The sequence below is a fragment of the Mesorhizobium sp. B2-3-2 genome, from assembly GCF_006442295.1.
In the GTDB taxonomy this organism is placed as follows: Bacteria; Pseudomonadota; Alphaproteobacteria; order Rhizobiales; family Rhizobiaceae; genus Mesorhizobium.
In genome coordinates, this window is sequence record NZ_VFWA01000010.1 from 28,995 (window position 1) to 55,123 (window position 26,129).

Genomic DNA, 26,129 nt, shown 5'->3' on the forward strand with positions numbered 1-26,129 from the left:
GCTCCATCCCTAGGTAATTGAACTCCCCGTCGCCATCAACAACACCAACAATTTTCTTATACGCTAAATATTGACTGGATACGAAATTATTTTTACGACTGATCGATGCAGTCGAATTCCCTCCCAAAAATCGTCGTCATCGGCGGCGGCATTGCCGGCCTCTCGCTTGCCGCCGAGGTGGCGGACTGGGCCGATGTCACCCTGATCGAGCGCGAGAGCCAACCCGGCTATCATGCCAGCGGCCGCTCGGCTGCCCTGTTCACCGAGACTTACGGCAACCGCGTGGTGCGAGCGCTGACGCTGGCGAGCCGCCGGGCGATCTTCGACGGCGGCTTCGTCGCGCATCGACGTGGCGCGCTGCATGTCGGCCGCGCCGATGACGGCGCGGCGGTCGACCGGCTGGCCGGCGAATTGCAGGCCATGGTGCCGAGCGTGCGTCGCCTCTCCGCCGCCGAGCTGCATGCGCTGGTTCCCGTCATCGATCCGCAAACCACATGCGGCGGTGTCCATGAACCGGGTGCGGTGGATGTCGATACCGGCAAGATGCTTGCGGCCTGCGCTTCGGCACTGAAGGCCAGGGGCGGCATCATGCGCACGGGCGAAGAGGTGCGCGAGATCGCACGCGCCGGCAACGGCCTGCGCGTCGCCACCAGCGCCGGCGCGTATCCCGCCGACATCGTCGTCAACGCCGCCGGCGCCTGGGTCGACGTCGTGGCCGGCATGGCGGGGCTCACCGGTCTCGGCATCCAGCCCAAGCGGCGCACCGCCTTCCTGTTCGATCCGCCCGCAGGCGTCGACATTGCCGGCTGGCCGCTGGTGGTCGATCTGCACGAACAATTCTACTTCAAGCCAGACGCCGGCAGGCTGATCGGCTCGCTCGCCGACGAGACAGACTCCGAACCATGCGACGCGTATCCGGAAGACATCGACGTCGCCATTGCCGTCGACCGCATCGAGCAGGCGACGTCGATGCGCATAGGCCGCCCGTCGACACCCTGGGCCGGCCTACGCACCTTTGCGCCCGACCGCACGCCGGTCGCCGGCTTCGACCCGCGCCTGCCCGGCTTCTTCTGGCTCGGCGGCCAGGGCGGCTACGGTTTCCAGGTGTCGCTGACATTGGCCAGGCTGAGCGCGGCGCTGATGCGCGGCCAATCCTTGCCCGACGATGTCGCAGCACTTGGCGTCACCGCCGCGGCGCTGGCGCCCGGCCGCTTCCTGGCCCCGGCGGCGACGCCATGAAGCTCATGCCTTCCCTCAACCAGAAAAAGTGTCATCAGGAGCGTTTGCGATGAAATCCACCGTTCTGCGCACAGTGCTTGGCTCGACCCTTCTGGCCTCGTCCGTTCTTCTCGGCGGGCAGGCTCATGCCAAGACGCTCGTCTACTGCTCGGAGGCCAATCCCGAGACCTTCAACCCGGCAATCGGCATCGCCGACTCCACCATGGATGCCGCCGCCAAGACGATCTTCAACCGGCTGGTCGAGTTCAAGCCGGGCACGACCGATGTCGGGCCGGCGCTGGCCGAGAGCTGGGATGTCTCGCCGGACGGCAAGACCTACACATTCCACCTGCGCCACGGCGTGAAATTCCAGTCGAGCGAGCATTTCACGCCGACCCGCGATTTCAACGCGGACGACGTCCTTTACACGTTCAACCGCCAGCGCGACGCCAACAATCCCTACCACAAGCTCGGCGGCGGCTCTTACGAATACTTCAACGCGCTGGGCATGGGCACGCTGATCGACAGGATAGAGAAGGTCGACGATCACACCGTGCGCTTCACGCTGACGGCCCCCAACGTCACCTTCCTGGCCGGGCTGGCGCTCGACTACCTCTCGATCCTGTCGCTGGAGCAGACCGAAAAGATGGTGGCCGCCGGCACGCCGGAGCTGATCGACAGCCAGCCGGTCGGCACCGGCCCGTTCGTGCTCGAGGCCTATGTGCCCGACAGCCAGGTGCGCTACGCCGCCAACAAGGATTACTGGCGCGGCGCGCCGAAGATCGACACGCTGGTCTTCGCCGTCACGCCCGAGCCGACCACCCGCGTCGAGCGCCTCAAGGCCAATGAATGCCAGGTGGCGGCCCCGCCCCCGCCCAGTGCCGTCGCCGAACTGCGCGCCGATCCAGACATTACGGTCCTCGACCTCAAGGGCCAGAATATCGGCATCCTCGGCTTTAACGTCGAACATCAGCCGCTGGGCGATGTTCGCGTGCGCACCGCGCTCGCCAAGGCCGTCGACCGCAAGGCAATCGTCGATGCCGTCTATGCCGGCGCCGGCACCGTTGCCGGCAGCGTCGTGCCGCCGGCGCAGCTCGGCGCCGTCACCGATGCCGGCATCGACTATGATCCCGATGGCGCGAAGAAACTGTTGAAGGAAGCAGGCCACGAAAGCGGCCTCAAGATCAGCCTGTGGGCGATGCCGGTGTCGCGCCCCTACAACCCCAACGCCAAGCGCATGGCCGAGATGATCCAGGCCGACTGGGCGAAGGTCGGCGTGCAGTCCGAGATCGTCAGCTTCGAATGGGGCGAATATCTCAAGCGCACCGCGGCGGGCGAGCAGGACGCCTTCCTGCTCGGCGGCAGCAGCGACAATGGCGATCCCGACAACATGCTGAGCTATCTCTTGTCCTGCGACGGCGTGAAGGGCGGCTCCAACCGCTCGCGCTGGTGCGACAAGGACTTCGAGAAGCTGCTGGATGAAGGCCGCGTCGCCGCCGACCCGAAAGAGCGCGCCGCGATCTACGGGAAGGCGCAGGCAATCCTGAAGGCCGAGGTGCCGGTGGCGCCGATCGCCCATTCGATGGTGGCGATCCCGATCCGCAAGAGCGTGCTCAACTACGTGCTCGACCCCTTCGGCCGGCAGAATTTCGCGGCCGTGGATATGGCGGAGTAGCGCGGCGCTCTCCCTTCTCCCCTTGTGGGAGAAGGGAGAGCCAAAGGCGACGGATGAGGGGTGTTCCAGGGAACGCCGACGTCTCACTCCGCTGGAACACCCCTCATCCGTCTCGGCGCTAGCGCGCCGATCCACCTTCTCCCACAAGGGGAGAAGGTAAAAGAAAGCGAAACCATCATGCCAAAAGACCTCAACGCCCTCCTCAACAGCTACCTCGCCGACGGCGCGGTGGGTGCCTCGCTGGCCTATTCGACAGGCGCCTCGCCGATCGCCCTCACCGCTGGCCTCGCCGATCGCAAGCACGGCACATCAGTCACATCAGACCAGCTGTTCAAGATCGGCAGCTGCACCAAGACCTTCGTCGCCGCCGCCCTGGTCAAGCTCGCCGAGACGGGCAAGCTCGACCTCGGCGCGCCGATCTCCTCCTGGTTCCCGGATCTGCCGGGTGCGGGGAATATTTCGGTGCGCCAGCTGATCAACCATCGCAGCGGCCTGCCGGAATTCGAATATTACATTCCGATGGATCCGGGCCGGCAATGGACGCCGCAGCAACTGGTCGACATCGCCTTCGCCTCCGACAAGCAGAAGGCATCGGGCGGACCCGCTGTCTACAACAACACCGGCTATGTGCTGGCCGGCATGGTGATCGAGGCCGTCACCGGCCAGTCGCTCGGCGCCTATGTCCGAAGCGCGGTCCTGCAGCCGCTCGCCCTGAAAAACACCTGGTCGCCCGCGACTGAAGCCTTTCCGGAAAAGTCGATGGTGCGCGGCTATTACCACCGGCCGCCGCCGGCGCCGAGCGCGCCGACAGACATCGCTTCCGGCGGCGAGATGTGGCGCATGGACGGCGTGCTGCCCTACTCCGACGAATTGCAGGATTCTTCTGATTCCTTCCCGTTCGGCGCCGCCTATGGCTGCGGCGACATGGTGTCGACGCCATCCGACATGGTGGGCTTCATGCGCGGCCTGTTCTCCGGCAAGCTCTTGTCGCCGCCCTTCTTCGCCGAGATGTTCGAACACCGCGTGCCGGCGAGCTTCCCGGGCACGCGCATGCGCGAGACCGGCGCCGGCATGTTCCAGAGCGCCTATGCCGACCGCGCCTTCTACGGCCACCAAGGCAGCATTCCGGGCTACGTCGCGGTCATGCTGCATGACCCGGAGTCCGGCCTTACCATCGCCATGACCAGCAATGTCGGCTCCGGCAACCGTCTGTCCTTCCAGGCCAGCGGCCTGCATCCGGTGGTGGATCAGGCGATCCGGATCATTCTGGGAGACTAACTCTCTTTTAAAGACCAGCCTGAAGCACCGATACCGCCGCCGCGACGATCTCCGCATTGTCCTGCGCCACCTTTCCATCGGGAAGCGTCCTGCCGTCTTCCAGTCCGACCCGCGTCGACCAGCGCCTTCGACGCGCCAGTTCCGCGAACGGCCAGACCGTGGCGTCGGCGCCGTGCAGCAGGATCGGCCGCCGTACCCCGGCGCGGTCCAGCGCGGTGGCGATGCCGTGCGCCTCGGCGAGTGCGGCGGGCAATTCCTGTATGTCGATCTCGATCAGGATGCGCAGCACCCGGCCGTGATCGGCAAGACTGACGAACCGCTGGGCATCTTCCGTTGTGGCAAGGCCGGCCTCGATGCCGACGCCGCGCTGGCGCAAAAGCTCCATCACGGCGGGCGCGTCGGCCTCCGAAAGATTGACCGATGCATAATCGGGCAGTTCGCGCCAGCCGGCGATCGCCGCGCGGGTGCGCTCGATGTCATTCTCGATCCAAGCGCCTGTCGACACGCCGATCAGCGTGCCGGGACAGGCCTGGCGCACCGCCAGCACGGTCGCGTCAACGGCGGCCAGGCTCTCGCGCCCGTCCGCGCCGCGCGGGTGGATGTGGAGCTCGGCCGCGCCCGCGGCGACGCAGGCGGCCGCATCGCTCGCCATCGCCTGCGCCGTCAGCGGCAATTTCGGATGAAAATCGCGCGGTCGTGCGCCATTGATACAGGCCTGGACGATCATGGGATCTCATCCTTGGACAAGGGAGGTAGCACTCTAGCTGCGTGGCAAGGCATGGCAAAGGGTTGGGCGTTGTCTCTCCTGACAGCGCCGGCCTCGCCCGTCTTGCCGGAATCCCCCGGCATTTGAATAAAATCCGCCTGTGGATATTTACCCTGCGTTCCGCCAGACCGGCCAAGATATATTAGGGCGAGGTAATGGAGGGATCATTGACCAGCGATTTTTCAGCCGCCCGGGTGCATCTCGAGCGCGCCTATCACTATTTGCGCGGCGATGACGAGACAAGCCGCTCGGCATGCGAAGCCCTCGACCTGCTGATCGAAGCGGTCGCGGAGGCGCAGCACAGGCGATCGGAGGCAGAGGTGTTGGAGTTTCCGCGATCGATACGGTTCGCCGACCGCCAGTGATCGTTCCGCCGAGCCCGGCCGACCGCCCGGAGCCGTTCCAGGGGCCGTTCCAGGGGCCGTGCTCAACAGCTCTTCGGGATTGCCTAATGGAGTGTTGGAGTGGCTCGGCGATTCTGGCGGGCGGCTTGCCCGCTTCAGGCGCGCCGCCTGTCGGGCGTTCCGGCCGTCGCGCGCGAAACGATCGCCTCCAGCGGCTCGGGACGATGCAGAAAGAAGCCCTGACCGTAGGCGACGCCCATATCCCTAAGCATGGCCAGCGTATCGTGCCGTTCGATCTTCTCGCCCACGACGGCGAAGTCGAGGCTCCTGGCAATGCTGGTCATCGCCAGCACGATCTCGCGGTCGAAGCGGCTGTCGGTGATATGTTCGATGAATGAGCCGTCGATCTTGATCGCATCGACGGGAAAGCGCCTGAGATACTCGAACGAGCTCATGCCGGCGCCGAAATCGTCGAGGCTGACCCGGCAGCGCCGCTCGCGCGCCTTGCGCACGAAGTCCTCGGCGGCGTCGAAATTGGTGACGGCCGCGGTTTCGGTGATCTCGAAGCCGATGCCGGAATGCGGCGCACCGGTTTCCTCGATGGTCTTGTCGACGAAATCCCACAGCCCCGGATCGCTCAATGTCTGAGCCGACAGGTTGAAGCCGAGCGTCAGCGCCCCGGCACGCAGCGCCGGCCCGTGCCGCACCAGCGCCGTGCGGATGATCCAGCGGTCGAGTTTCGAGGCGATGCCGAAACGCTCGGCCACCGGGATGAATTCGCCCGGCGGCACCAGCCGCCCGTTGCGCGCGGCGAGCCTTGCCAGCACTTCGACGTGCCGGCACTCTTGCCACGGCTTTCCCAGGAGATGGATTTCCTGGCCGAACAGTTTCAGCCGCCCGTCGTCCATGGCATCGACGGTGTCGGCTGCGATGCGCGCCGCATTGAGGCCGGCCGCCCCCGATCGCGCCGCCGCCGAAAACACCGCGAAGCGGTTGCGCCCCGCCGCCTTGGCCGCGTAGCAGGCGTCGTCGGCGCAAGCCAGCGCATCGGCCACGGTGGTCGTGGCGTCATCGATGAAGGCGATGCCGATCGAGGCCGCCAGTCGGCGCGATGACGCGGCCGGACCGAGATCGGCCTCGCGCACCGCCCCAAGCACGGCGCCGGCGATCCGCTCGGCCTGCATCGCGTCGCAATGCGGCACCAGCAGCGCGAACTCGTCACCGCCCAGGCGCGCCGCATGCGCCGACGACGGCAGGCAGCCGCGTATGCCCCCCGCGACGCTCTTCAGCGCCAGATCGCCGGCGGCATGCCCGGCGAAGTCATTGAGCGCCTTGAAGTAATCGAGATCGACATAGAACACCGCCAGCGGCGCCCCCGTCGCAATATGCTCGCCAAGCAGCCTGTCGAAGGCGGCGCGGTTCCACAGGCCGGTCAGCGCGTCGTGGCGGGCGGCATAGGCCAGTTCCTGTTCGCGCAGCTTGTCCTCGGTGATGTCGCGCACCGTGCCGAGGATCTGGCCGGCAGCACCGGCGGCGGCCACAAAACGCACCAGCGATTCGACATGACGGATATCGCCGTCGCGCCTGATGATGCGATATTGCGCGGCAATGACGCCGTCGGTTTCCAGCGGCGCCCTGTGGGCGCGTTCGGCCGCTTGCTTGTCGTCGGGATGCAGGTAACTGTGCCATAGGTCGGCGGTCACCTCGTCGGTAACGGCTACAAGGCCGAAAATTTCCCTGGTGCGGAAATCCCAATAGCTTTTGTTGCTGGCGATGTCGTAGTGCCAGATGCCGGTGCCGCTGGCCGCGAGCGCCAGGCGGAAGCGGATGTTGACCTGTTCCAGCGCGGCCTCTGCCGCCTTCTGTTTCGAAATATCGGTCTGCACGCCCATCAGCCGGATCGGTTGGCCGTCGCCGTCGCGTTCGACGATGCCGCCGCGGTCGAGCACCCAGACCCAGTGGCCTTGCTTGTGCCGGAGCCTGAGCTCGGTCTCGATGGTATCGGTCAGGCCGGCGATGTGACGGTCGCCGCTGGCCAGCGCCTGCTCGCGATCGTCGGGATGGGTAAGCCGCAGCCAGAGGTCGCTGCTGTTGGCGAGCTCGTCCTCGTCATAGCCCAGCATCCGCGCCCAGGTGGCGGAATAGAAACACTCGCCTGTCCGAAGGTCCCAATCCCAGACGCCAAGCTGGGCGCGCTCCAGGGCCTTCTCCCAGAACGTTCCATTGCGGCTTTTCTTGTCCTGACCCGCCATCTTCCGTTTCGTCCAACCCCGCCGGGGGCAATCTGCGGCAAAACCAGAGAAGAAAGCGTTACCGCGTCCGTGGCGCCGCTCGCTTGCAGTCCCGACTTTCGATTGGCCGGCAAGAAGCGGAGTTTGCCCGCCCGCCGATCCTCCTAGTGGTTGCGCGGGGTCGCCGCCCGCCCTGGTGATCTCGTGCAAACAAGAAGAGGACTTTCCCCATGACCAAACAGGAAGACAAAGGCCGTCGTCGTCAGATGGTTCACCGATTTCTGGGGTGAAACCTGCGATCTTTCCGTTGTCGACGCCATCGCCGCGCCCGACATGCTGCTCAAATACTCGCTGCATGAACCGCGCCGCGGCCGCGACGACATCAAGGCCTTCATGACCGATTTCCGCGCCGCCTTCCCGGACCTCAATTTCTGGGCCACCGCCGACCTCATCGCCGAGGGCGACTATGTCGTCGGCCAGTGGGAAGGCGGCGGCACGCATACCGGTCCGGCCTTCAGCGATTTCCTAGTCGGTTCGCTGCCCGCCGCCACCGGCCGTACCATGCGCTTCACCGGCACCACGGTGCTGAAGGTGATCGACGGCAGGATCGTCGAGGAGATCGGGCTCGACGACGGCGTCGCGGCGTTGACCCAGCTCGGCCTGATCAAGGCGGCTTGAATGAGAGGGACCATCGCCGTCCAGGCAGTGGTCCCTCTCGATTGCACGTGCGATGTGACGAAAGGCCTCTTGGCAGCAACCCGACACGGGCCAGCACCGCCATCGTCCTCAGCCCGTATTTGAATACAATACTACACTATTAAGTATTATATTGGAAACCAGACACCATTACGGACGCAACAAGATATTAATACGTTGCCGCCAGAACATTCATAACAAGTTCGAAAGCTGGCGGGACCTCCCTGATGAGTGGACACACCGGAACACAGGGTGGCGATCTCCGATCGGTTTCCACTGTTGATCTTGGCGTGGCGACAACCAGAAGCAGCTGGCTGCTGACGGGCCTGTGTCTGGTCTGCGTCGCGACGGCGCTTTGCCTGCGGCCTGAGCGATATATGCTGCTGTCCATAAAGTACTTCGGGACATTCCTCGGCTTGCTGCCGGTGCTGCTGGTGGTAGGCCTCGGGTTAACGGCATTGGTGTATGGCGGGCCCAGGCCGACAAGATTCATGGTGCACATACTCAAGGAGCGCGGGCCGGCGGCCGCGCGGGTCGTCCTGCTATTCTTTCTCGGCATCATCGCTTTCACGACGTTCAGGATCACCATACCGGAGATCGTGCCTTACTATGCCGATCCCATGCTGGCCGACCTCGATCGTTGGCTGCACGGCGTCGATCCTTGGGTATGGACGCACGGCATCGTTTCAGCGCCCGCCTCCATGCTGGTTTTCAAAGCCTATATGTCCTGGTGGTTCATGCAATGGCTTGGCGTCGTGCTCTTCGTCGCCTTTTGGAACAGTCCCGCCCGGCGCATCCGCTATCTCTGGGCGTTCGCGCTCACCATGATGTTGTGTGGCACCGTTCTTCCAATCGTGCTGTCATCCAGCGGGCCGATATTCTACGACCGGTTCTATGGCGGCAGCCGATTTGCCGGGGTGCTCGCAGCGCTGATGGCAGACCCGTATGCCTTGCCGGTGCGGTTCGCCGCCAGCTATCTGCTCGATGCATATGACAGCGGCAGCTCCGCGCTGGGCAGCGGCATCACGGCGATGCCGAGCATGCATGTCGCCATCGTCACGCTCAATGCCTTCTTCCTCACCGGCTTTGGTCGCCGCTGGGCCGTCGCCGGCTGGTCGTTCGCCGCACTCATCCTGTTCGGCTCGGTCTATACCGGCTGGCACTATGCCGTGGACGGCTACCTGTCGATCCTCGTGGTCTCTCTGCTCTGGTACCTGACCGGACGCTTCGTTCTACCGGCATCGGGGCAGCAGGCTTCCGACGTGGCCCAACAGGCTTCCGATACGGGATTGGCGGCCCCCAATCCCGCGCCGCGATAATGGGCCGGAGCGGACAGCGTCGGGCCAGGCGGCCATCGCCACCTGGCCTCGTTGACCACTGGCGGGGCGCCGACGCGTGTTCGCACGACACTTTCGGGTTCATGTCGGCGAAGGTGCCGGTCGGGTTGCCCTTCCAGGCCCATGGAGGGAAGGCTCATCCCTTCGGCAAGTACGGGATCGTCCCCGCCAGGTCGGTGTTGTCGATCATCTGGAAGCGGCTGTCGCTGCCATCCTGACGGGCCGAGACGAAGGGCGCGTAGGCCGGATCGTCGGCGAAAGCGCGCGCCGCCGCTTCCGACGGGAATGCCATCAGCGCAATCAGCGTGGTGTCGAGCGGCTTGCCTTCAAGGGTCTTCACATTGCCGCTGCGCGACAGATACCTTCCGCCATGCTTGTGGACCAGGTCGTGCACCGATGCGGCGTAGGCCGGCATCCACTGCGGGTTCTTCACCTTGATGTCCGCGATGACATATGTGGTCATGGTCGTCTCCCTGTTACGGCGCGCAGGGGAAATCCCCGCGGCCGGTCAAAGGGCTCGCATGGCAGGGCCGGCGCCAGCCAGTCCGCGATCTGTACCGGGCCGGTACAGTTTCCGTACTGGCCGCTTCCTTTATGAAGGCCTAATGTTCAACCCAGCGTCGAGGGAGGACGTCGGATCATGGCCCAGCACGGATACAAGCAGTTCTGCCCGCTATCGATGGCCGCCGAGGTGCTGTGCACCCGCTGGACGATGGTGCTGATGCGCGAATTGGTGGCGGGTTCGACCCGCTTCAACGACCTGCGCCGCGGCGTCCCCAAAATGTCGCCCAGCCTTCTGTCGCAACGGCTGAAGGAGCTTGAGCTCGCCGGGATCGTCGAGCGCAAGGAAGTGCCGGGCGAGAAGGGCATCTCCGAATACCGGCTGACGGAGGCCGGCCGGGATTTGCGCCCCGTCGTCGAAGCGATGGGCTTTTGGGGACAAAAATGGGTCGAGTCCCGGCTGTCCCTCAAGAACCTCGATCCGTCGCTGCTGATGTGGGACATGCGGCGCAACCTGAACCCCTCGCCGCTACCCGAGGGGCGCACCGTGATACAGTTCCTGTACCAAGACCTGCCGGCGTCCAAACGGTCGTGGTGGCTGATCGTCGAAAAGCATGGCGAGGTCGATCTGTGCTGGTACGATCCGGGCTTCGACGTCGACCTCTATGTCTCGACCGACCTGCACACGATGACGGCGATCTGGATGGGATTGATCACGGTCGAGAAGGCAGGTGCAAAGGTCGCCTTGACCGGAGATCAGCACATCGCAAGGAAGATGCAAACATGGCTAGGGCTGAGCCCGTTCGCGGTCGAGCCCAAGCGGGCGGCGTAGGAGTCTGGAGCCGTTAGGCGCACTTTCGACCCCCATCATTTGCAAGATGATAGGGTTTCACGAGGATTTCGGCGGGAATGTTCCATTCCTTGTTCAGTTTGAAGACCATGTCCAGGGTCAAGGCCCGCTTCCTGTTCAGCACCTCCGTTGCCCGCGGTGATGATCCGATCACCTCGGCCAGAGCCTTTCGCGACAAGTTGAACAACTCCATGTGGGACTGAATTGCTTCAACGGGATCGGGTGCTTCAATGGGATAGTGCTTGTCCTCATAGGCCTCGATCAGGGTCGCGAGAACATCAAATCGGTCGCCATCGGGAGAGCCGATTTCCGGCTCGTTCTCGAAATATTGGGTGATTTCGGCAATCGCCCAATCGTAATCGGCTTCGGTCTTAAGGGGTCGAATGTTTTCCATCACACCTTCTCCGGATCAATCTTGTCATATTCTTTGTGTGTCCCGACGAATTTGATCAGAACCCGGTGAAACTTGTAGGCGACATGGACAACCAGGCGGTACTTGTTGCCTCCGATGTCGAAAATGACACGATTGTCGCGACGAAATCGACCGTCGCTCCAAACATATCGTTGATGTCGGCCGGGGCCTTCCAATCAGCATTGCTCACCGCCCAATACCAAACCGTCAAAGGAGTTTCGGCTTGATTGTGTTTGGCCCAAAACTCCTTCAGCGCCTTCCTGGCGATGATCTGCATGGCCAAATATAGCAATTTCCCAAATTGGGAAATCAAGGGACCTGTCAGTTGGCAGGAAACGGGTGGCGACGCGGGTCGTCCGCGGCTTCAATGCCGGCATGTTCATCACCCTTGCCAAGAATCTCAAACCCGCGCCGCTGCCGGTGGCCGACGATCCGCGCTGGGCGCTGATCGTGGCGCGCGACAAATCGGCCGATGGCAGCTTCTGGTATTCGGTGGCGACGACCGGCGTCTATTGCCGGCCCTCCTGCCCGTCGCGGCGCGCCAATCCGAAGAACGTGCAGCTGCACGACACGCTGGACGACGCCAGGGCGACCGGCTTCCGCGCCTGCCGGCGCTGCAATCCCGACGGACCTTCGCTCGAGGCCGGCAACGCAGCGATGGTGGCCGTGGCCTGCCGCCGGATCGAACAGAGCGAGGAAGAACCGTCGCTCGGTGAACTGGCCGCCGCCGCCGGCCGTAGCGCGGGCTATTTCCACCGCACCTTCAAGGCCGTGACCGGCCTGACGCCGAAGGATTACGCGGCCGCCCGGCGCGCCGAAAGGGTGCGCCAGGGCCTGGAAGACGGCGCCAGCGTGACAGCGGCGATCTACGATGCCGGCTTCAATTCGAGCGGGCGCTTCTATGAGAAGTCGACCGGCATGCTCGGCATGACGCCGACGCGCTATCGCGCCGGCGGCGCCAGCGAGGAGATCCGCTTCGCCGTCGGCCAATGCTCGCTCGGCGCCATCCTTGTCGCGTCGAGCACGAAAGGCGTCGCCGCGATCCTGCTCGGCGACGACCCGGACGCGCTGGTGCGCGACCTGCAGGACCGTTTCCCGAAGGCGCGGCTGATAGGCGCCGACCGCGACTATGAGGCGCTCGTCGCCCGTGTCGTCGGCTTCGTCGAGGCTCCAAGGGTCGGTCTCGACTTGCCGCTCGACCTGCGCGGCACCGCGTTCCGGCAGCGCGTCTGGCAGGCCCTGCGCGACATCCCGGCCGGCCACACCGTCTCCTATGCCGAGATCGCAGCGCGCATCGGCACGCCGAAGGCGACCCGCGCCGTTGCCGGCGCCTGCGCCGCCAACGCGCTCGCGGTCGCCATTCCCTGCCACCGCGTGATCCGCAAGGACGGCGCCCTGTCCGGCTACGCCTGGGGCGCCGAGCGCAAGCGCGCGCTGCTCGGCCGCGAGGCCTGAGGAGGACCGGCAATGGGCGCGATGGCAAGGTCTTCCATCACCGACGCGAACAGCCAGATATCAGGCAGTGTTGCCGTCAGACGCGCCGAAGATGCCAAGTCGCTGGTGATGGCTGCCATTCGCGAACTGGTCGATGCCGGCCAGGCCGAATGGAACCGCACGGCATCCGGTGAGTTCGAACTGCGGCTGTTGACCGGCGAGGTGTTCCTGCTGGGCGAGATGTCCGTCACGCGTGTCGCCTGAGCGTGCTGGCCAGAGTGCGAGTGTCAAGATCAGCGCTCTACGGCGCCCCCTCTGCCCTGCCGGGCATCTCCCCCACTTTGGGGGGAGATTGGCAGCTTCGGCGACTTGCTCATTCCTGCCACGTTGGAGATTTGGCGAAGGCAGTGATGACAGCCAATCTCCCCCCTCGTGGGGGAGATGTCCGGCAGGACAGAGGGGGGCGCCGTAGGGCGCTTACCTTGGCATGGTTCATCCGCCGACGACAGGATTTGAATTTGAAAGCAAGCATCGGAGTGAGGAACGGAAGGCACGCGGCTAGGGTTCAGGCACACAGAAGGAGTGAAGCAATGAACCTCACGCAAACCCATACGCCGGCCATAGCTTCCGGCGCCGCCGCCCTCGACACCATCACCTACGCCATCGCCCAATCCACGATCGGCAAAATCCTCGCCGCGCGCGGTTCCCTCGGCGTCTGCGCCATCCTGATCGGCTCCGACGCCGAGGCGCTGGCGCAGGACCTCGCCAGCCGCTTCCCCGGCAGGATGCTGGTCGAGGACGAGACCGCCTTGCAAGACGATCTCGCGGCCATAACGCGTTTCATCGAAACGCCCGCCGCCGGTCTCGAGCTGCCGCTCGACATCAGCCACGGCACACCGTTCCAGCAGCGGGTCTGGGAGATGCTGCGCGCGATTCCGTGCGGTGTCACGATCACTTATACCGCCCTAGCCCAATGCCTCGGCCAATCGAACGGCGCCCGCGCCGTGGCGACGGCCTGCGCCGCCAACGCGATCGCGCTCGGCATTCCCTGCCACCGCGTCGTCCGCGCCGATGGCACGCCCTCCGGCTACCGCTGGGGCACTGAGCGCAAGCGCGCCCTGCTCGACAGGGAGACCGCGATATGAACGCCCATGCCAAGGTTGCGGCATCGGTGGTGAAGGCCGCCGAGGAACGCGTTGCCGCTTACGACTGGCCAGCCTTAGCCGCCGAACTCGACGGCTTCGGCTGTGCGGTGATGGAAAAGCTGCTCACGCCGCAGGAGTGCCGGCAGATCGCCGGGCTCTATTCGGACGAACAGCATTTCCGCAGTCACGTCCACATGGCCAGGCACGGCTTCGGCAAGGGCGAATACCGTTATTTCCGCTACCCCTTGCCGGACCTGATCGGCGGCTTGCGCACCGCGCTCTATCCCAGGCTCACCGAGGTCGCCAACCGGTGGAACGAGCGCATGGGCCTGGCCGCGCGCTATCCCGGCGCCCACGCCGCCTTTCTCGAACAGTGCCACGCAGCCGGCCAGGTCAGGCCGACGCCGCTTCTGCTGCAATACGTGCCCGGCGACTTCAACTGCCTGCACCAGGACCTCTATGGCGACCTCGCCTTTCCGCTGCAGGTGGCGATTCTGCTTTCCGAACCCGGCGAGGATTTCACCGGCGGCGAGTTCGCCCTGACCGAACAGCGACCGCGCATGCAGAGCCGGGTGGAAGTGGTGCCCTTGCGCCAGGGCGATGCCGTCGCCTTCGCCGTCCACAACCGGCCGGTGCAGGGCACCAAGGGCAATTACCGCGTCAATCTGCGCCACGGCGTCAGCCGCCTGCGCTCGGGCATGCGGCACACGGTGGGCATTATTTTTCATGATGCGAAGTGAGCGGTGGCTCACGCCTCCCAATAGGGCGGGTCGCCAAAGACATCGCGCAGCCATGCGGTAAGCGCGCGCAATTTGGCAGACCCGCGCCGGTCCTCGGGACAAGCGATGTAGATCGTGGCTCCTTCAGGCTCGGCACCGACATCGACGACAGCCAGTCGCTTGTCGGCGAGCTCCGTCTGGATGAAGTATGCCGGGAGCAATGCCAAGCCGAGGCCGGCAAGGGCAGCATCGCGCATCAAAATCCCATTGTTGACCCGCAGTCCGGTTTCCGGTCGGACCGTCACCAGCCGCCGCTTGATTTTGAACCGCCAGTCGGCAGCGCCCCGGATAGAGTAGATGATGCCTTTGTGGCGTTTCAGGTCCTCGATGGTCCTCGGCCACCCGAACCGCTCGAGATAGTCGGGCGAGGCCACCAGGAAGCGGCGGCTGGAGGCCAGCCTCCTGACGATGACGGGCCCATCCTCGACCACGGGCCCGTGACGCAAGACGGCATCGTAGCCGTCGGCCACCAAGCTGACGAAACGATCGTCGAGGTCGAGCGTCAGCTCGATCCGTGGATGTCTGGCTAGGAAATCGAACAGTGCCGCGCCGAGGTGGAGGATGCCGAAACTCGTCGGCGCGGCGATTCTGAGCTGTCCGGTGAGATCACCTCTGCGCTCCGCGATTTCCGCACTGGCGTCGGCTACCTCTCGCATGATGCGCTTGGCGCGTTCGTAGAAACTCCGTCCTGTCTCGGTGATGGACAATTTGCGGGTTGTGCGGTCGAGCAGCTTCGTACCCAGGCTGCGTTCGAGTTCCGAAAGCCGCTCGCTGATGACAGATTTCGACAGCGACATGCGCCGGGCCGCTTCGCTGATCGAACCGGATTCCGCGACGGCGACGAAAGCGGCGGCGGATTCTAGCTTCAGCATTGTTCGGCTTTCCCGAATTCACCATTAGGCGACCGCCGCCTAACGAAATCAAACAGATAGTGCCATAACTGCATTGGCTGCGATACGCGCGGCAGAGCGAAATCTCGGGGAGAATACCATGTTCCGTCCTTTGATCATCATCCTCGGCCTGCTTGCGATGAGCTTTCCAGCCATGGCGCGGGTAATGCCGTTTCCTGCCGCCTTCAAGGCGCGCACCATCGAGACCAACGGCACCAGCCTGAATGTCCGCGTCGGCGGCACAGGCCCGGCAGTGCTGCTGCTGCACGGCTTCGGCGACACCGGCGACATGTGGGCGCCGGTCGCGGCAAGATTGATGAAGGACCATACGGTGATCGTGCCGGACCTGCGCGGCATGGGACTGTCCGCACATCCAGACACCGGCTACGCCAAGAAGAACCAGGCGGTCGATATCGCCGGCGTGATGGATGCGCTGAAAATCGACCAGGTCGATCTGGTGACGCACGACATCGGCAACATGGTCGGCTACGCGTTGGCCGCGCAATATCCGAAGCGTGTCACCAGATGGGTTGTCATCGACGCGCCCCTGCCGGGCATCGGCGACTGGGACAAGATCAAGCAAACCCCGCTTTTGTGGCACTTCAACTTCCGTGGCCCCGACATGGAGCGGCTGGTGAAGGGCCGCGAGCGCATCTATCTCGATCGCTTCTACAACGAGCTTTCCGCCGATCCCCGAAAGATCGACGAGGCGACGCGCGCCCACTACGCCAAGCTTTATGCCAGGCCGCATGCCATGCATGACGCTTTCGAACAGTTCAAGGCATTCGATCAGGACGCCGCCGACAACCAGGCGATGCTTTCCGCCGGCGGCAAACTGCCCATGCCGGTTCTGGCCGTCGGCGCCGAAAAATCGGCGGGCACCACGCAGGCAGACATTCTGCGGTTCGTCGCCGCCGATGTGACCGGAGCCATCGTGCCCGCCTCGGGCCATTGGATCATGGAAGAAAACCCGGATGCAACGGTCAAGCTCATCGCCGACTTCCTCGCCAAGTAGCAGCCGCTTCCGGAGATTACCCGGGGGCTTTGCCGTCATCGATCTCGTGAAACGAAGCCGTACGGCTTGCTCCTCGCAAGGGCGCTGTCGGCGCAAATGGGAGACTTTCTATGTCGGTATCGGATTTCCTGGTTCTGGGAGCCACGGCTGTAATGGCTGCGGCGGTACCTGCATCGACCGCCAATGCCCCGAAGAAAACGGTCGTGCTGGTCCATGGCGCCTTCGCCGACGGCTCGAGCTGGAGCAAGGTCATTCCATTGCTGGAAGCCAAGGGGCTCAATGTGGTGGCGGTGCAAAACCCGTTGAGCTCGCTTGCCGCCGACGTCGACGCGACCAGACGTGTTATCGATGCCCAGCCGGGACCGGTCATCCTGGTTGGCCATTCTTGGGGCGGTGTCGTCATCAGCCAGGCGGGCGTGAACGACAAGGTCAAGGCGCTGGTCTACGTCGCCGCCTTCGCGCCGCCGAAGGGCGTCTCCATCAACGATCTTGGCAAGGGCCAGCCGGCGCCATGGGCCGGTTCGCTGCAAGCCGACAGCGCCGGTTATCTCCGGCTGACCCCCGAGGGCGTCGCCCGACACTTCGCGCAAGACCTCCCGGCGGTCGAAATCAGCTTGATAGCCGCCACCCAGGGACCGGCTTTCTCAGGGATCTTCGATGAAAGGCTTGAGGCCGCCGCCTACGAAACCAAGCCGAGCTGGTACATAGTCGCCAAGAACGACGGCATGATCCCACCGGCAGCCGAGGCCGCCATGGCCAAGGCGATCGGCGCCGAGGTGACCGAGCTATCGACCGGCCACGTCCCGATGCTCTCCAGGCCGCGAGAAGTCGCCGATGTCATCCTGGCGGCGGCGGACGCGTTGAAATAGCCAAGAACCGTCCCATCGCATGCTCTTTCGTCGCACCGCGACTGTCGCACCTGAAGACGAACAGACGCGGCCAAGGGACTCCGCCGAAACGGTTTTGGCGCAGGGCCTACGCCACCCTGTCACCCCGCTGGCGCGTATCGGCTCACCACCATACCGCAGGCATAGGATTTCGAGCCGAGCAGCCGCAATGTCCGGAACCCGCCTTGGTCGAAGATGCGGCGTCCGGCGCCAAGCACGGCCGGGTTGATGAACAGCTGGAACTCGTCGACCAGCCCGGCCGCGATCAGCGCCGAGGCGAAGCCGGCGCCGCCGAACACCGCGATGTCGCCGCCCTCGCCGGCCTTGAGCGCGCCGACCTCCCGCGGCAGGTCGCCGCTGACCACTGTCGTGCGCTCCCATCGCGAGGCCTTGAGCCTGTCGCTCGGCACCACCTTCTTCGCCTCGACGATGCGCTGGGCAAAAGCATAGAACGGGTCCCTGGGAAATTTCTTGGCCGCATTGCCCCAATGGGTGAGGTAGCCTTCCTCGGCCATCTTGCGGCTCAAGACGATGGTATCGATGCCGGCGAAGACGGCGTTGAAATCCCGTTTCAGCTCCTCGTCCCAGGCGCTGTCGTCGCCCCATTCCCAGAGCTGCCAGCGATGATCCGCGTCGGCGCCGACAAAACCGTCGACCGACATCTGCATCTGCAGGATCAGCTTTTTCATTATGGTTCTCCCTGGTCAAAGGCCGAGCGGCTCGTTTTACCCGCTCGGCCGGCACGGCTGCCGATGGCTTACATTTGGAACTATTGACCTGAGATGAAAATGCTGTCAATAGTAAAGCGATTTAAAAATGGAACCATGCACATGTCGACGCGGGACCGGTCCGGCTGCCCCATCAACCTGTCGCTCGAACTGCTCGGCGACCGCTGGACGCTGCTCATCATCCGAGATCTGGTCTTCGCCGGAAAAAAACACTTTCGCGAATTCCTGCAATCCGACGAGGGCATATCCTCGCGCACGCTGGCCGAGCGCCTCCAGACATTGCAGGACGAAGGCATCCTCACCCGCAGCGGTGATCCCACGCATGGGTTGAAGGCGATCTATCGCCTGACCGAGGCCGGCATCGACCTTGTGCCCGTGCTGGCCACGCTCGGCGCCTGGGGCAGCAAGCACCGCAAGGCCGACGACCATCTGGCAAGGATCGCCGATAAGCTCGCTGCCGGCGGGGAACCGGCGCTGGAGCGCCTGAAGCAGGCGCTGCGAGCGGAGCATCTCGGTTAATGGATGCCGCCCAAGGCGGCCTCGAGACAACGACACGCATAGGCAACACGCGTTGAAAGCGTGTGACGGCCCTCTGTTCGGAATAGCGCTAAAACAAGCACGCCGGCGACGAGCTATGGCGTGCGCAAAATGTCGGCGCCCGCCTGCTCATCGAACAGCACGGCACAGCCGCATTGCAGCGCGACTTCACTCAATGCATTCGCAACCGTTTCGTCGGCCGAGACGAAATCGCCGGTCAGCACCCGCAATTCCTCCACGGCCCTGGCCATCGACACCAGCCGCCCGGCGGCGCGGTCGGTCGAGCAGGCGTTGACGACGCAAACCAGATCGATCATTTCAAAGTTGCCCATGCCAGCCTCCGCATGCAGCTCCCTTCGGCCCGTCAACGCGATTGTGAGCGACAATGTTCCGGCAGATCGCGACCTTGCTTGACAGCGAGCAATGTTTGTTCTCTTTATGTTCCATATCGTACAACGTGGCGAGGAACCGGGGATGGAGCCCACCATCCTGCATGCCGATCTCGACGCTTTCTATGCCTCGGTCGAGCAGCTTCTCGACCCGTCGCTGCGCGGCAAGCCGATCGCGGTCGGCGGCGGCGTCGTGCTCGCCGCCTCATACGAGGCCCGCGCTTTCGGCGTGCGCGGCGGCATGCCGGGCCGCAAGGCGCGCGAGCTCTGCCCGCAGCTGATCTTCGTCGGCGGAAATTTCCGCGACTACCAGCGGCTCGGCGACGCCGCGATGAAGGTGCTCGACGATTTCACGCCGCTGGTCGAGCGCATCTCCATCGACGAGGCCTTCGCCGATGTCGCCGGTTGCACGCATCTGTTCGGACAGCCGCGGGAGATCGCCTCGACCATTCGCCGCCGCGTGCGGAGCGAACTCGGCCTGCCGATCTCGATCGGCGTCGCACGCACCAAGCACCTGGCCAAGATCGCCTCGCAGGTGGCCAAGCCCGACGGACTGGTGGTGGTCGAGCCCGGCACCGAGATCGCCTTCCTGCACGACCTGCCGGTCTCGCTGATGTGGGGCGTCGGCCCGGCGACCAAGGCGCGGCTGGCCGAGATCGGCGTCGAGACCATCGGCGAACTAGCCAGGACGCACAGCGGCGCGCTGGCGCGGCTGCTCGGCCCCGCCGCCGGCGAAAAGCTCGCCGCCTTGTCGTGGAACCGCGACCCGCGCAGATTGGAAACACATCGCCGCGCCCATTCGGCCGGGGCCCAGTCGGCGCTTGGCCGCAAGCCGGCGCTGGAAAGCGTCTACATCCCCGTCCTGCTGCATCTGGCCGACCGCGTCGCCAGCCGGTTGCGCGCCAAGGCGCGCCCCGGCCGCACGGTGACGGTGCGCGTGCGCTTCGCCGACCTCAGCGCCGTCACCCGCTCGATCACATCTGACCAGCCGATCTCGGCGACGGTGATGCTGGCCGAGATCGCGACAGGCCTGGTACGGGGCGTGCTTGCCGATCATCCGCATGACAGGACGATTTCGCTGCTGGCGATCTCCGTCTCGCATCTGGAGGAAAGTGCCGAATTGCAGCTCGAACTGCCGCTCGGCCTCGCCGACGAAAAGCGCCGCCCCGGCACCAGGAAGGGCCTGGCCCGCTTCGGCGCCGACCGCGCCATCGACAAGATCCGCGAGCGCTTCGGCAAACAGGCCGTCGGCTACGGCACCGTGGCGCTGGAGGCGGCCCGTTCCGTGCCCGACGAGTTCAGGGAATTGGCGCAGAAGGAATTGTGAACGGGAATGGCTGTCTCGTCCGTCAGACCTGCGCTGCCCGAATGGCACACCTCTTTGCTTCAGAGGCGCATCGTGCCGAAGACCCGATCCCAGAACAGCGACGTCACGCCGTAATTGACGTTTTCGTCGACATGATGATGCAGCGCGTGGCGGCGCTTCAGCGTGTAGAGATAGCTCGGATGCCTGGGATGCCAGTGATGGATCATGTGGTGGATGCTGATGTACCAAAGGTAGCCCAGCATCAGCCCGCAGCTCGCCGCGCTGGCGACCGCGAAATCCGAAGCCATCCATATGGGGAAGAACGCGACAAGCGCATGCACGCCGAGGCTGAGCCAGGTGGGCGTGCCCACCGGACTGCGCTCCTCGACGTGATGGCGGTCGTGCAGATCCCTGATCCAGGGAATGTGGTGAAGGACGAACCGGTGCATGACGTATTCGATCAGCGTCCACAAGCAGAGACAAGCGATGACCGTGGCCAGCCAGCCCGGCGCACTTTCTTCTCCGGCCTCGAGCAGTCCGGCGACGGCGAGTACGACGATCGCCAGCGGATACACCACGAAATCGCTATAGTATCCAACGAGACCGAGTTCCATCGGGACCAAGCCTTCAACGCCGAAGAAGCGATGAGATTGCCGAACGCGCGCGCGAGAAGCAACGCGGATGTACCTGACATAGCGTCGCAATCACCTCGCGCAAGGTCCGCGGCAACGATTTGGAAGCAGTCAACCGGCTGCTGCCCTCGAAACCAGCCTCGCAACGAACTGAAAAATGGCGGAACTCAGCGTGGTCCCGAATGGACAGCCAACTCGTGATCGCCGTCAACAGCGCGGCACCGTCGACGTGGCCGCGATGGCGTGCTTCGCGTCCGATGGCACGCCCTCACCCGAAGCTTGCCGCCGTCCACGCCCCATCAGCCGCGTTCGACTCCACCGCCGCGGCGACGAACTTCACGCCGCGCGCACCGTCGACCACATCGGGCACCTGCGCCGCCCGGGCCGCATCGACGGCAGCGCCAGAGCGATGCGCGCGGATGATGTCGGCGGCGTCGCGGTAGAAATTGGCGAAGGCCTCGATATAGCCTTCGGGATGCGCCGCCGGCATGCGCGACACGCGCCGGCTTTCCTGCGTCGAGCCATGGCCGCCGCGCACGAGCGTGCGGGTTTCCTCGCCATATCTGGAGAAACGCAGTTCCTCGGGCCGCGTGCCCGACCATTCGAGCCCGGCCTTGTCGCCATAGATGCGCACGGAGAGATCATTATAGTGGCCGGGCGACGTCTGGCTGGCCAGGATCGTGCCGCGTGCGCCGCCCGCCCAGCGCACCAGCACATGCGCGTTGTCGTCGAGCCGCCGTCCCGGCACGGCGGTGAACAGGTCGGCCGACACCGTCTCGGCCTCGCGGCCGCTGATGAAACTCGCCAGATTGAAGGCATGCACGCCGATATCGGCCAGCACCGCCGATTGTCCGGCACGCGCCGGGTCGGTACGCCATTCCGCCTGCTTCTGGCCGTCGGCATCGATCGGCCTAGTCAGCCAGTCCTGGATATAGGCGCCGTGCACGGAGACGATGCGGCCGAGTTCGCCCGCCGCCACCATCTCGCGCGCCTGGCGCACCATGGCGTAGCCGGTGTTGTTGAGGGTGACGACGAAGCGGCGATTTTTCTCCCGCGCCAGCGCGACCAGCGCTTGCGCCTCGCCCAGCGTCGTCGACAGCGGCTTGTCGCAGATCACATCGATGCCGGCTTCGAGAAAGGCTGTCGCGACCGGCGCATGCAGGTGGTTGGGGGTGACGATGACGACCGCCTCGATGCCGTCCGGGCGCGCAGCCTCCGCCTTTGCCATCATGCGGTAATCGGCATAGCTGCGCTCGGGCGCGATGCCGATCTCGGCGGCCGAGGCGGCGGCGTTCCCGGGGTCGGACGATAGCGCCCCGGCCACCAGCGCGATCTGGTCGTCAAGCCGCATGGCGAGGCGATGCACCGCGCCGATGAAGGCGCCCTGCCCGCCTCCCACCATGCCGACGCGCAAACGCTTGCCCGCCGATCCGTCGGATGTCGCATAGACCATGCTGATGATTCCTCCCGATAGTTTGTTTGCCCAGCACCCACTGTCGAGTTCTGTGGCGCCCCCCTCTGTCCTGCCGGACAACTCCCCCTCAAGGGGGGAGATCGGATGTCACGCCGGCTTTCGCCAATTGCCGGCGTTGCATGAAAGGCGTCGCGGTCGACGCTTCCAATCTCCCCACCTGTGGGGGAGATGTCCGGCAGGACAGAGGGGGGCGCCGTAGAGCGCTATGGTTGAACAGATCGAACTTCTTCGCTGCAGAACGGCTATCACCTTCGAACAGGATTTCCAATTTTCATATTGTAAAACGATCGTATCGCGCTAGCCTGAAATCATGAGCGGGGCGCGCAAAACATCCGGACGGTCCAGTGCCGACGAGGCGGCGACCCGCAAGCGCGGGCGCTCGCTGGCGGCGCTCGGCCATATCAAGCCGCAGACTTATGAGGAACTGCGCGCGGTGCTGTCGTCGGGCACGGTCCATTTCCCCAAGCGGCTGCGCCAGGTCGCGATCTTCCTGTGGCAGCATCCGAGCGATGTCGCGCTCGGCACCATCGCACAGGTCGCCGCGCAGGCAGGGGTGCAGCCTTCGACGCTGGTGCGCTTCGCCCAGATCTTCGGCTATGCCGGCTTTTCCGATTTCCAGGGCCTGTTCAAGGACCATGTCAAGGCGTCCTGGCCGGAGGGACGTGGCGAGCAGCGGACCGAGCCCAACGCCGACCTGCATTTCCTGCGCGGCATTGTCGGTGCCTCGCAGGCCTCGCTCGGCCGCATCGAGGCCGGCTTCGATACGGAGAGCTTCGAGAAAATGGTGGCGCTGCTTTCGGCCGCCGAGCTGATCTATGTCATCGGCTCCAAGCGTGCCTTTCCCGTCACCAGCTATCTCTCGCTGACCTTGTCGCAGCAAGGCGTGCGCAATGTGCTGGTCGACAATGTCGGCTCCACCGCGCTCGACCAGGTCGGCTGCATCGGCGGACGCGATGCGGTGCTGGCGGTCTCCTTCAGCCCCTACAATTCGATCACGCCCGACCTCGTCGCGGTCGCCCATGAGAGGCGAGCGCGGATCGTCACCATCACCGACAGCACTTTTTCTCCGCTGGTCAAGTTCTCGGACACCTGGCTGGAAGTGGTGGAACAGGACTTCGCAGGCTTCCGCTCGCTGGCGGCGTCGCTCGCCGTCGGCATGGCTTTGGTCCATGGCGTCGTGGCCCAACGGGCAGAATGATCGCGCGGTTGACTAACGAGAACTGACATTCCATATTTCCAGAAATAGAAACTTTGTTCCGGGAGGAGGAATGGAGCTTCAGCTCGACGGCAAGATGGTGCTGGTCACCGGCGCGACGCAAGGCATCGGCCGGGCGGTCGCCCAATCGCTGGCGCGTGCCGGCGCCGGCGGCCTGCTGGTCACCGGCCGCGACAGGACGCGCGGCGACGCCGTCGCTGCGGACCTTTCCCAAACCGGCACGCCGGCACACTTCGTCGCCGCCGAGCTTTCCGACCCGGCAGCCCCTGCCCTTCTTGCGCAAGCCTGCATCGACCGCTTCGGCCGCATCGACGGCCTCGTCAATGCCGCCGGCCTGACCGACCGGGCCTCCTTCCTCGATGCTACCCCCGAGGACTGGGCCTCGCTGTTCGCCGTCAATGCCCGCGCCCCTTTCTTCCTCATGCAGGCGGCGATTGCCGACATGCGGAAGCGGGGCCAGGGCGGCGCGATCGTCAACATCCTGTCGATCAACGCCCATTGCGGTTCGCCCGAGCTCGCCGTCTATTCCGCCACCAAGGGCGCGCTGGCGACGCTGACCAGGAACGCCGCCAACGCCCACCGCTTCGACCGCATCCGCGTCAACGGCATCAATGTCGGCTGGACCGATACGCCCGCCGAGCGCGTCATGCAGGCCGAGACGCTCGGCCACGGCGCGGGCTGGCTCGATGCCGCCAACGCCGCGCAGCCCTTCGGCCGGCTGTTCTCGGCGGAGGACGTGGCCAGGCTCGCCGTCTTCCTTCTCTCCGACGCCGCGGGACCGATGACCGGCGCGCTGATCGACCAGGAACAGTGGGTGATCGGAGCCAACCGGTGAGCACAGCCGCGCACGAGACGCTCGGTCCGGCCCTGTTCGGCCGCCTGCCGGCGACGGTGCAAAGGCCCGGCTATGACCGTGCCTTACTCCAGGCCGGCATGGCGCACCTCGGCGTCGGTGCCTTCCACCGCTGCCACCAGGCCGAATACACCGACGACCTCCTGGCGCGGAGCTTCGGCCGCTGGGGCGTGGTCGGCATCAACATCCGTCCGCCGGCGCTCGCCGATACGCTCGGCCGTCAGGACGGGCTCTACACCAGGCTCATCCGCCAGGATTCCCATGTCGAGGCCCGCGTCATCGGCAGCATCGTGCGCGTTGTCGACAGCCAGGCGGGCGCTATGCCCGCGCTCGAAGTGCTCTCCTCCCCGGACATCGAATTCGTGACGCTGACCGTGACCGAAAAGGGCTACTGCCATGTCCCGGCCAGCGGCGCGCTCGACCTCGACCATCCCGACATCGTCCACGATCTCGCAAACCCGCTGACGCCGCGCAGCGTGCCCGGCATTCTGGCGCGGGCGCTGGAGCAACGCATGGCCACGCACGGCCGGCCGCTGACGCTGCTCTCCTGCGACAACATCCCGGCCAACGGCACAATCCTGGAAAATGTCGTGCGGACTTTTGCCGAACGGCGCGGCAACGGCCTTGCCGGCTGGATCGCGGCCAATGCCGCCTTCCCAAGCGCCATGGTCGACCGTATCGTGCCGGCGAGCACGCAGGCCGATCTCGACGGCGTCGAGCAGCTTTTCGGCTATCACGATGGAGCCGTCGTCGCAGGCGAGCCGTTCCGGCAATGGGTGATCGAGCAGAAATTCGCCGGCCGCACGCCGCGCTGGGACCTGGTGGGGGCAACCTTCGTCGACGACGTCACGCCGTTCGAGCATCTCAAGATGCGTGTGCTGAACGGCGCCCAGACGACGCTCAGCTATCTCGGCGTGCTGGCCGGCCTCGAACACACTTCCGATGCGATGGCGGACCCGCTGCTGTCAGCCTTCGTGCGCCGCATGCTCGTCGAGGAGACTCTGCCAACGTTGAAGCCGGTGCCCGGCATGGACCCATCAGCCTATGTCGAGCAGAGCCTTGGCCGCCTGAAGAATACCGCGATCCGCCACCGCAACCACCAGATCGCCACCGACGGCTCGCAAAAGATCGTTCAACGCCTGCTCAACCCGATCCGCGATCGGCTGGGCGAGGCAAAAAGCATTGCGCTGCTGTCGGTATCCGTCGCCGGCTGGATGGCCTATCTGATCCAGGCCTCATCCCGGTTCGGCCGGCGCTGGCCGGTGTCGGACCCCTATGCCGGCAAGATCGCTGGCATAGCGGAGGCAAGCGGACGCGATGTCCCGGCGCTGGCCGCGGGCATCCTGGCGATCGACGCCATCTTCGATCCCGCTCTCGCCGCCAATGACATGTTCCGCAAGGCCGTCACATCGGCGCTCGACGGGCTGTTGTCGGACGATCCGATGGCAACCGTCAGGCGTGCATGCGCGCAACCGGCAGATGAGCGGTTGAAGCAGCCGGCACGATCTGCATAGTAGGAATCGGTCGTGAATTCAC

Annotated in this window: 26 protein-coding genes and 2 pseudogenes; 18 read left to right on the plus strand and 10 right to left on the minus strand. The window is 65.0% G+C overall.

The window, feature by feature from the left end:
- The first annotated feature begins 105 nt into the window (after window positions 1-105).
- The 3 genes from FJ964_RS21230 to FJ964_RS21240 all read left to right on the plus strand — a co-directional run bounded on the left by FJ964_RS21230 (window position 106) and on the right by FJ964_RS21240 (window position 4,171).
- Window positions 106-1,239, plus strand: a complete 1,134-nt coding sequence (locus tag FJ964_RS21230; RefSeq protein ID WP_140552216.1) for an FAD-binding oxidoreductase — start codon at window positions 106-108, stop codon at window positions 1,237-1,239.
- A gap of 49 nt (window positions 1,240-1,288) precedes the next feature.
- A complete protein-coding gene (locus FJ964_RS21235; protein WP_140552217.1) occupies window positions 1,289-2,893 on the plus strand; it encodes an ABC transporter substrate-binding protein in 1,605 nt (534 codons plus the stop codon).
- A 177-nt stretch (window positions 2,894-3,070) separates the two neighbouring features.
- Window positions 3,071-4,171 (plus strand): serine hydrolase domain-containing protein, encoded by a 1,101-nt coding sequence (locus FJ964_RS21240; protein WP_140552218.1) that lies wholly within the window; start codon window positions 3,071-3,073, stop codon window positions 4,169-4,171.
- 7 nt (window positions 4,172-4,178) lie between these two features.
- Here the strand turns inward: FJ964_RS21240 and FJ964_RS21245 are convergent, their stop codons facing one another.
- A complete protein-coding gene (locus FJ964_RS21245) occupies window positions 4,179-4,898 on the minus strand; it encodes a 3-keto-5-aminohexanoate cleavage protein (protein WP_140552219.1) in 720 nt (239 codons plus the stop codon).
- Window positions 4,899-5,104: 206 nt separating this feature from the next.
- On the opposite strand from FJ964_RS21245, the gene FJ964_RS21250 reads away from it, so the two are divergent.
- Window positions 5,105-5,302, plus strand: coding sequence for a hypothetical protein (locus FJ964_RS21250; RefSeq protein ID WP_181172563.1), 198 nt, complete (start codon window positions 5,105-5,107; stop codon window positions 5,300-5,302).
- A gap of 134 nt (window positions 5,303-5,436) precedes the next feature.
- Here the strand turns inward: FJ964_RS21250 and FJ964_RS21255 are convergent, their stop codons facing one another.
- The gene (locus FJ964_RS21255) at window positions 5,437-7,533 is read right to left on the minus strand and encodes an EAL domain-containing protein (protein WP_140552221.1); all 2,097 of its coding nucleotides are present in this window, start codon (window positions 7,531-7,533) and stop codon (window positions 5,437-5,439) included.
- 209 nt (window positions 7,534-7,742) lie between these two features.
- Here FJ964_RS21255 and FJ964_RS21260 point away from each other — a divergent pair.
- Both FJ964_RS21260 and FJ964_RS21265 read left to right on the plus strand, forming a co-directional pair.
- Window positions 7,743-8,190, plus strand: a pseudogene (locus FJ964_RS21260) (ester cyclase).
- Window positions 8,191-8,498: 308 nt separating this feature from the next.
- Entirely contained in the window at window positions 8,499-9,527 is a 1,029-nt protein-coding gene (locus FJ964_RS21265) for a phosphatase PAP2 family protein (protein WP_224713331.1), read from the plus strand.
- A gap of 154 nt (window positions 9,528-9,681) precedes the next feature.
- Here the strand turns inward: FJ964_RS21265 and FJ964_RS21270 are convergent, their stop codons facing one another.
- Window positions 9,682-10,008: a DUF1330 domain-containing protein gene (locus FJ964_RS21270; protein ID WP_140552223.1), complete on the minus strand. Its 327-nt coding sequence runs from the start codon at window positions 10,006-10,008 to the stop codon at window positions 9,682-9,684.
- 177 nt (window positions 10,009-10,185) lie between these two features.
- Between FJ964_RS21270 and FJ964_RS21275 the strand changes: the two genes are divergently transcribed.
- A complete protein-coding gene (locus FJ964_RS21275; RefSeq protein ID WP_140552224.1) occupies window positions 10,186-10,878 on the plus strand; it encodes a helix-turn-helix domain-containing protein in 693 nt (230 codons plus the stop codon).
- Window positions 10,879-10,891: 13 nt separating this feature from the next.
- Here the strand turns inward: FJ964_RS21275 and FJ964_RS21280 are convergent, their stop codons facing one another.
- Together FJ964_RS21280 and FJ964_RS21285 are read right to left on the minus strand one after the other, a co-directional pair.
- Window positions 10,892-11,290 carry a type II toxin-antitoxin system HigA family antitoxin gene (locus tag FJ964_RS21280; protein ID WP_140552225.1) on the minus strand — a complete coding sequence of 133 codons (399 nt, stop codon included), beginning with the start codon at window positions 11,288-11,290 and terminating at the stop codon, window positions 10,892-10,894.
- Window positions 11,290-11,585: pseudogene (locus FJ964_RS21285) on the minus strand (type II toxin-antitoxin system HigB family toxin). The gene FJ964_RS21280 and the pseudogene FJ964_RS21285 overlap by 1 nt, the downstream one beginning before the upstream one ends.
- Before the next feature lie 98 nt (window positions 11,586-11,683).
- Between FJ964_RS21285 and ada the strand changes: the two are divergent.
- The 4 genes from ada to FJ964_RS21305 all read left to right on the plus strand — a co-directional run bounded on the left by ada (window position 11,684) and on the right by FJ964_RS21305 (window position 14,627).
- Window positions 11,684-12,763, plus strand: a complete 1,080-nt coding sequence (ada, locus tag FJ964_RS21290) for a bifunctional DNA-binding transcriptional regulator/O6-methylguanine-DNA methyltransferase Ada (RefSeq protein ID WP_140552348.1) — start codon at window positions 11,684-11,686, stop codon at window positions 12,761-12,763.
- A 12-nt stretch (window positions 12,764-12,775) separates the two neighbouring features.
- Window positions 12,776-13,006, plus strand: coding sequence for a hypothetical protein (locus FJ964_RS21295; RefSeq protein ID WP_140552226.1), 231 nt, complete (start codon window positions 12,776-12,778; stop codon window positions 13,004-13,006).
- Between the two features lie 326 nt (window positions 13,007-13,332).
- Entirely contained in the window at window positions 13,333-13,887 is a 555-nt protein-coding gene (locus tag FJ964_RS21300; RefSeq protein ID WP_140552227.1) for a methylated-DNA--[protein]-cysteine S-methyltransferase, read from the plus strand.
- Window positions 13,884-14,627, plus strand: coding sequence for a 2OG-Fe(II) oxygenase (locus tag FJ964_RS21305; RefSeq protein ID WP_140552228.1), 744 nt, complete (start codon window positions 13,884-13,886; stop codon window positions 14,625-14,627). Before FJ964_RS21300 ends, FJ964_RS21305 begins: the two co-directional genes overlap by 4 nt.
- An 8-nt stretch (window positions 14,628-14,635) precedes the next feature.
- Here the strand turns inward: FJ964_RS21305 and FJ964_RS21310 are convergent, their stop codons facing one another.
- Complete coding sequence (locus FJ964_RS21310; RefSeq protein ID WP_140552229.1) at window positions 14,636-15,538, minus strand: LysR family transcriptional regulator; 903 nt, start codon at window positions 15,536-15,538, stop codon at window positions 14,636-14,638.
- Between the two features lie 118 nt (window positions 15,539-15,656).
- On the opposite strand from FJ964_RS21310, the gene FJ964_RS21315 reads away from it, so the two are divergent.
- On the plus strand, window positions 15,657-16,571 hold the full coding sequence (locus FJ964_RS21315; protein WP_140552230.1) for an alpha/beta hydrolase: 915 nt from the start codon (window positions 15,657-15,659) through the stop codon (window positions 16,569-16,571).
- Window positions 16,572-16,681: 110 nt separating this feature from the next.
- A complete protein-coding gene (locus FJ964_RS21320) occupies window positions 16,682-17,440 on the plus strand; it encodes an alpha/beta hydrolase (RefSeq protein ID WP_140552231.1) in 759 nt (252 codons plus the stop codon).
- A gap of 119 nt (window positions 17,441-17,559) precedes the next feature.
- Here the strand turns inward: FJ964_RS21320 and FJ964_RS21325 are convergent, their stop codons facing one another.
- Window positions 17,560-18,147 (minus strand): dihydrofolate reductase family protein, encoded by a 588-nt coding sequence (locus FJ964_RS21325; protein ID WP_140552232.1) that lies wholly within the window; start codon window positions 18,145-18,147, stop codon window positions 17,560-17,562.
- 141 nt (window positions 18,148-18,288) lie between these two features.
- Here FJ964_RS21325 and FJ964_RS21330 point away from each other — a divergent pair, with 141 nt between their 5' ends.
- Window positions 18,289-18,705, plus strand: coding sequence for a helix-turn-helix domain-containing protein (locus FJ964_RS21330; protein ID WP_140552233.1), 417 nt, complete (start codon window positions 18,289-18,291; stop codon window positions 18,703-18,705).
- 113 nt (window positions 18,706-18,818) lie between these two features.
- Here FJ964_RS21330 and FJ964_RS21335 read toward each other — a convergent pair whose 3' ends face one another.
- Window positions 18,819-19,055, minus strand: coding sequence for a hypothetical protein (locus tag FJ964_RS21335; RefSeq protein ID WP_140552234.1), 237 nt, complete (start codon window positions 19,053-19,055; stop codon window positions 18,819-18,821).
- Between the two features lie 142 nt (window positions 19,056-19,197).
- On the opposite strand from FJ964_RS21335, the gene dinB reads away from it, so the two are divergent.
- Window positions 19,198-20,439: a DNA polymerase IV gene (gene dinB / locus FJ964_RS21340; RefSeq protein WP_140552235.1), complete on the plus strand. Its 1,242-nt coding sequence runs from the start codon at window positions 19,198-19,200 to the stop codon at window positions 20,437-20,439.
- Between the two features lie 59 nt (window positions 20,440-20,498).
- Here the strand turns inward: dinB and FJ964_RS21345 are convergent, their stop codons facing one another.
- Both FJ964_RS21345 and FJ964_RS21350 read right to left on the minus strand, forming a co-directional pair.
- Window positions 20,499-21,032: a sterol desaturase family protein gene (locus FJ964_RS21345; RefSeq protein WP_140552236.1), complete on the minus strand. Its 534-nt coding sequence runs from the start codon at window positions 21,030-21,032 to the stop codon at window positions 20,499-20,501.
- Window positions 21,033-21,318: 286 nt separating this feature from the next.
- Entirely contained in the window at window positions 21,319-22,503 is a 1,185-nt protein-coding gene (locus tag FJ964_RS21350) for a Gfo/Idh/MocA family oxidoreductase (protein WP_140552237.1), read from the minus strand.
- 331 nt (window positions 22,504-22,834) lie between these two features.
- Between FJ964_RS21350 and FJ964_RS21355 the strand changes: the two genes are divergently transcribed.
- From FJ964_RS21355 to FJ964_RS21365, 3 genes are all read left to right on the plus strand, one after another.
- Entirely contained in the window at window positions 22,835-23,722 is an 888-nt protein-coding gene (locus FJ964_RS21355) for a MurR/RpiR family transcriptional regulator (protein WP_140552238.1), read from the plus strand.
- A gap of 70 nt (window positions 23,723-23,792) precedes the next feature.
- Window positions 23,793-24,575, plus strand: coding sequence for an SDR family oxidoreductase (locus FJ964_RS21360; protein ID WP_140552239.1), 783 nt, complete (start codon window positions 23,793-23,795; stop codon window positions 24,573-24,575).
- Entirely contained in the window at window positions 24,572-26,107 is a 1,536-nt protein-coding gene (locus FJ964_RS21365; RefSeq protein ID WP_140552240.1) for a mannitol dehydrogenase family protein, read from the plus strand. Before FJ964_RS21360 ends, FJ964_RS21365 begins: the two co-directional genes overlap by 4 nt.
- Window positions 26,108-26,129: the final 22 nt, after the last annotated feature.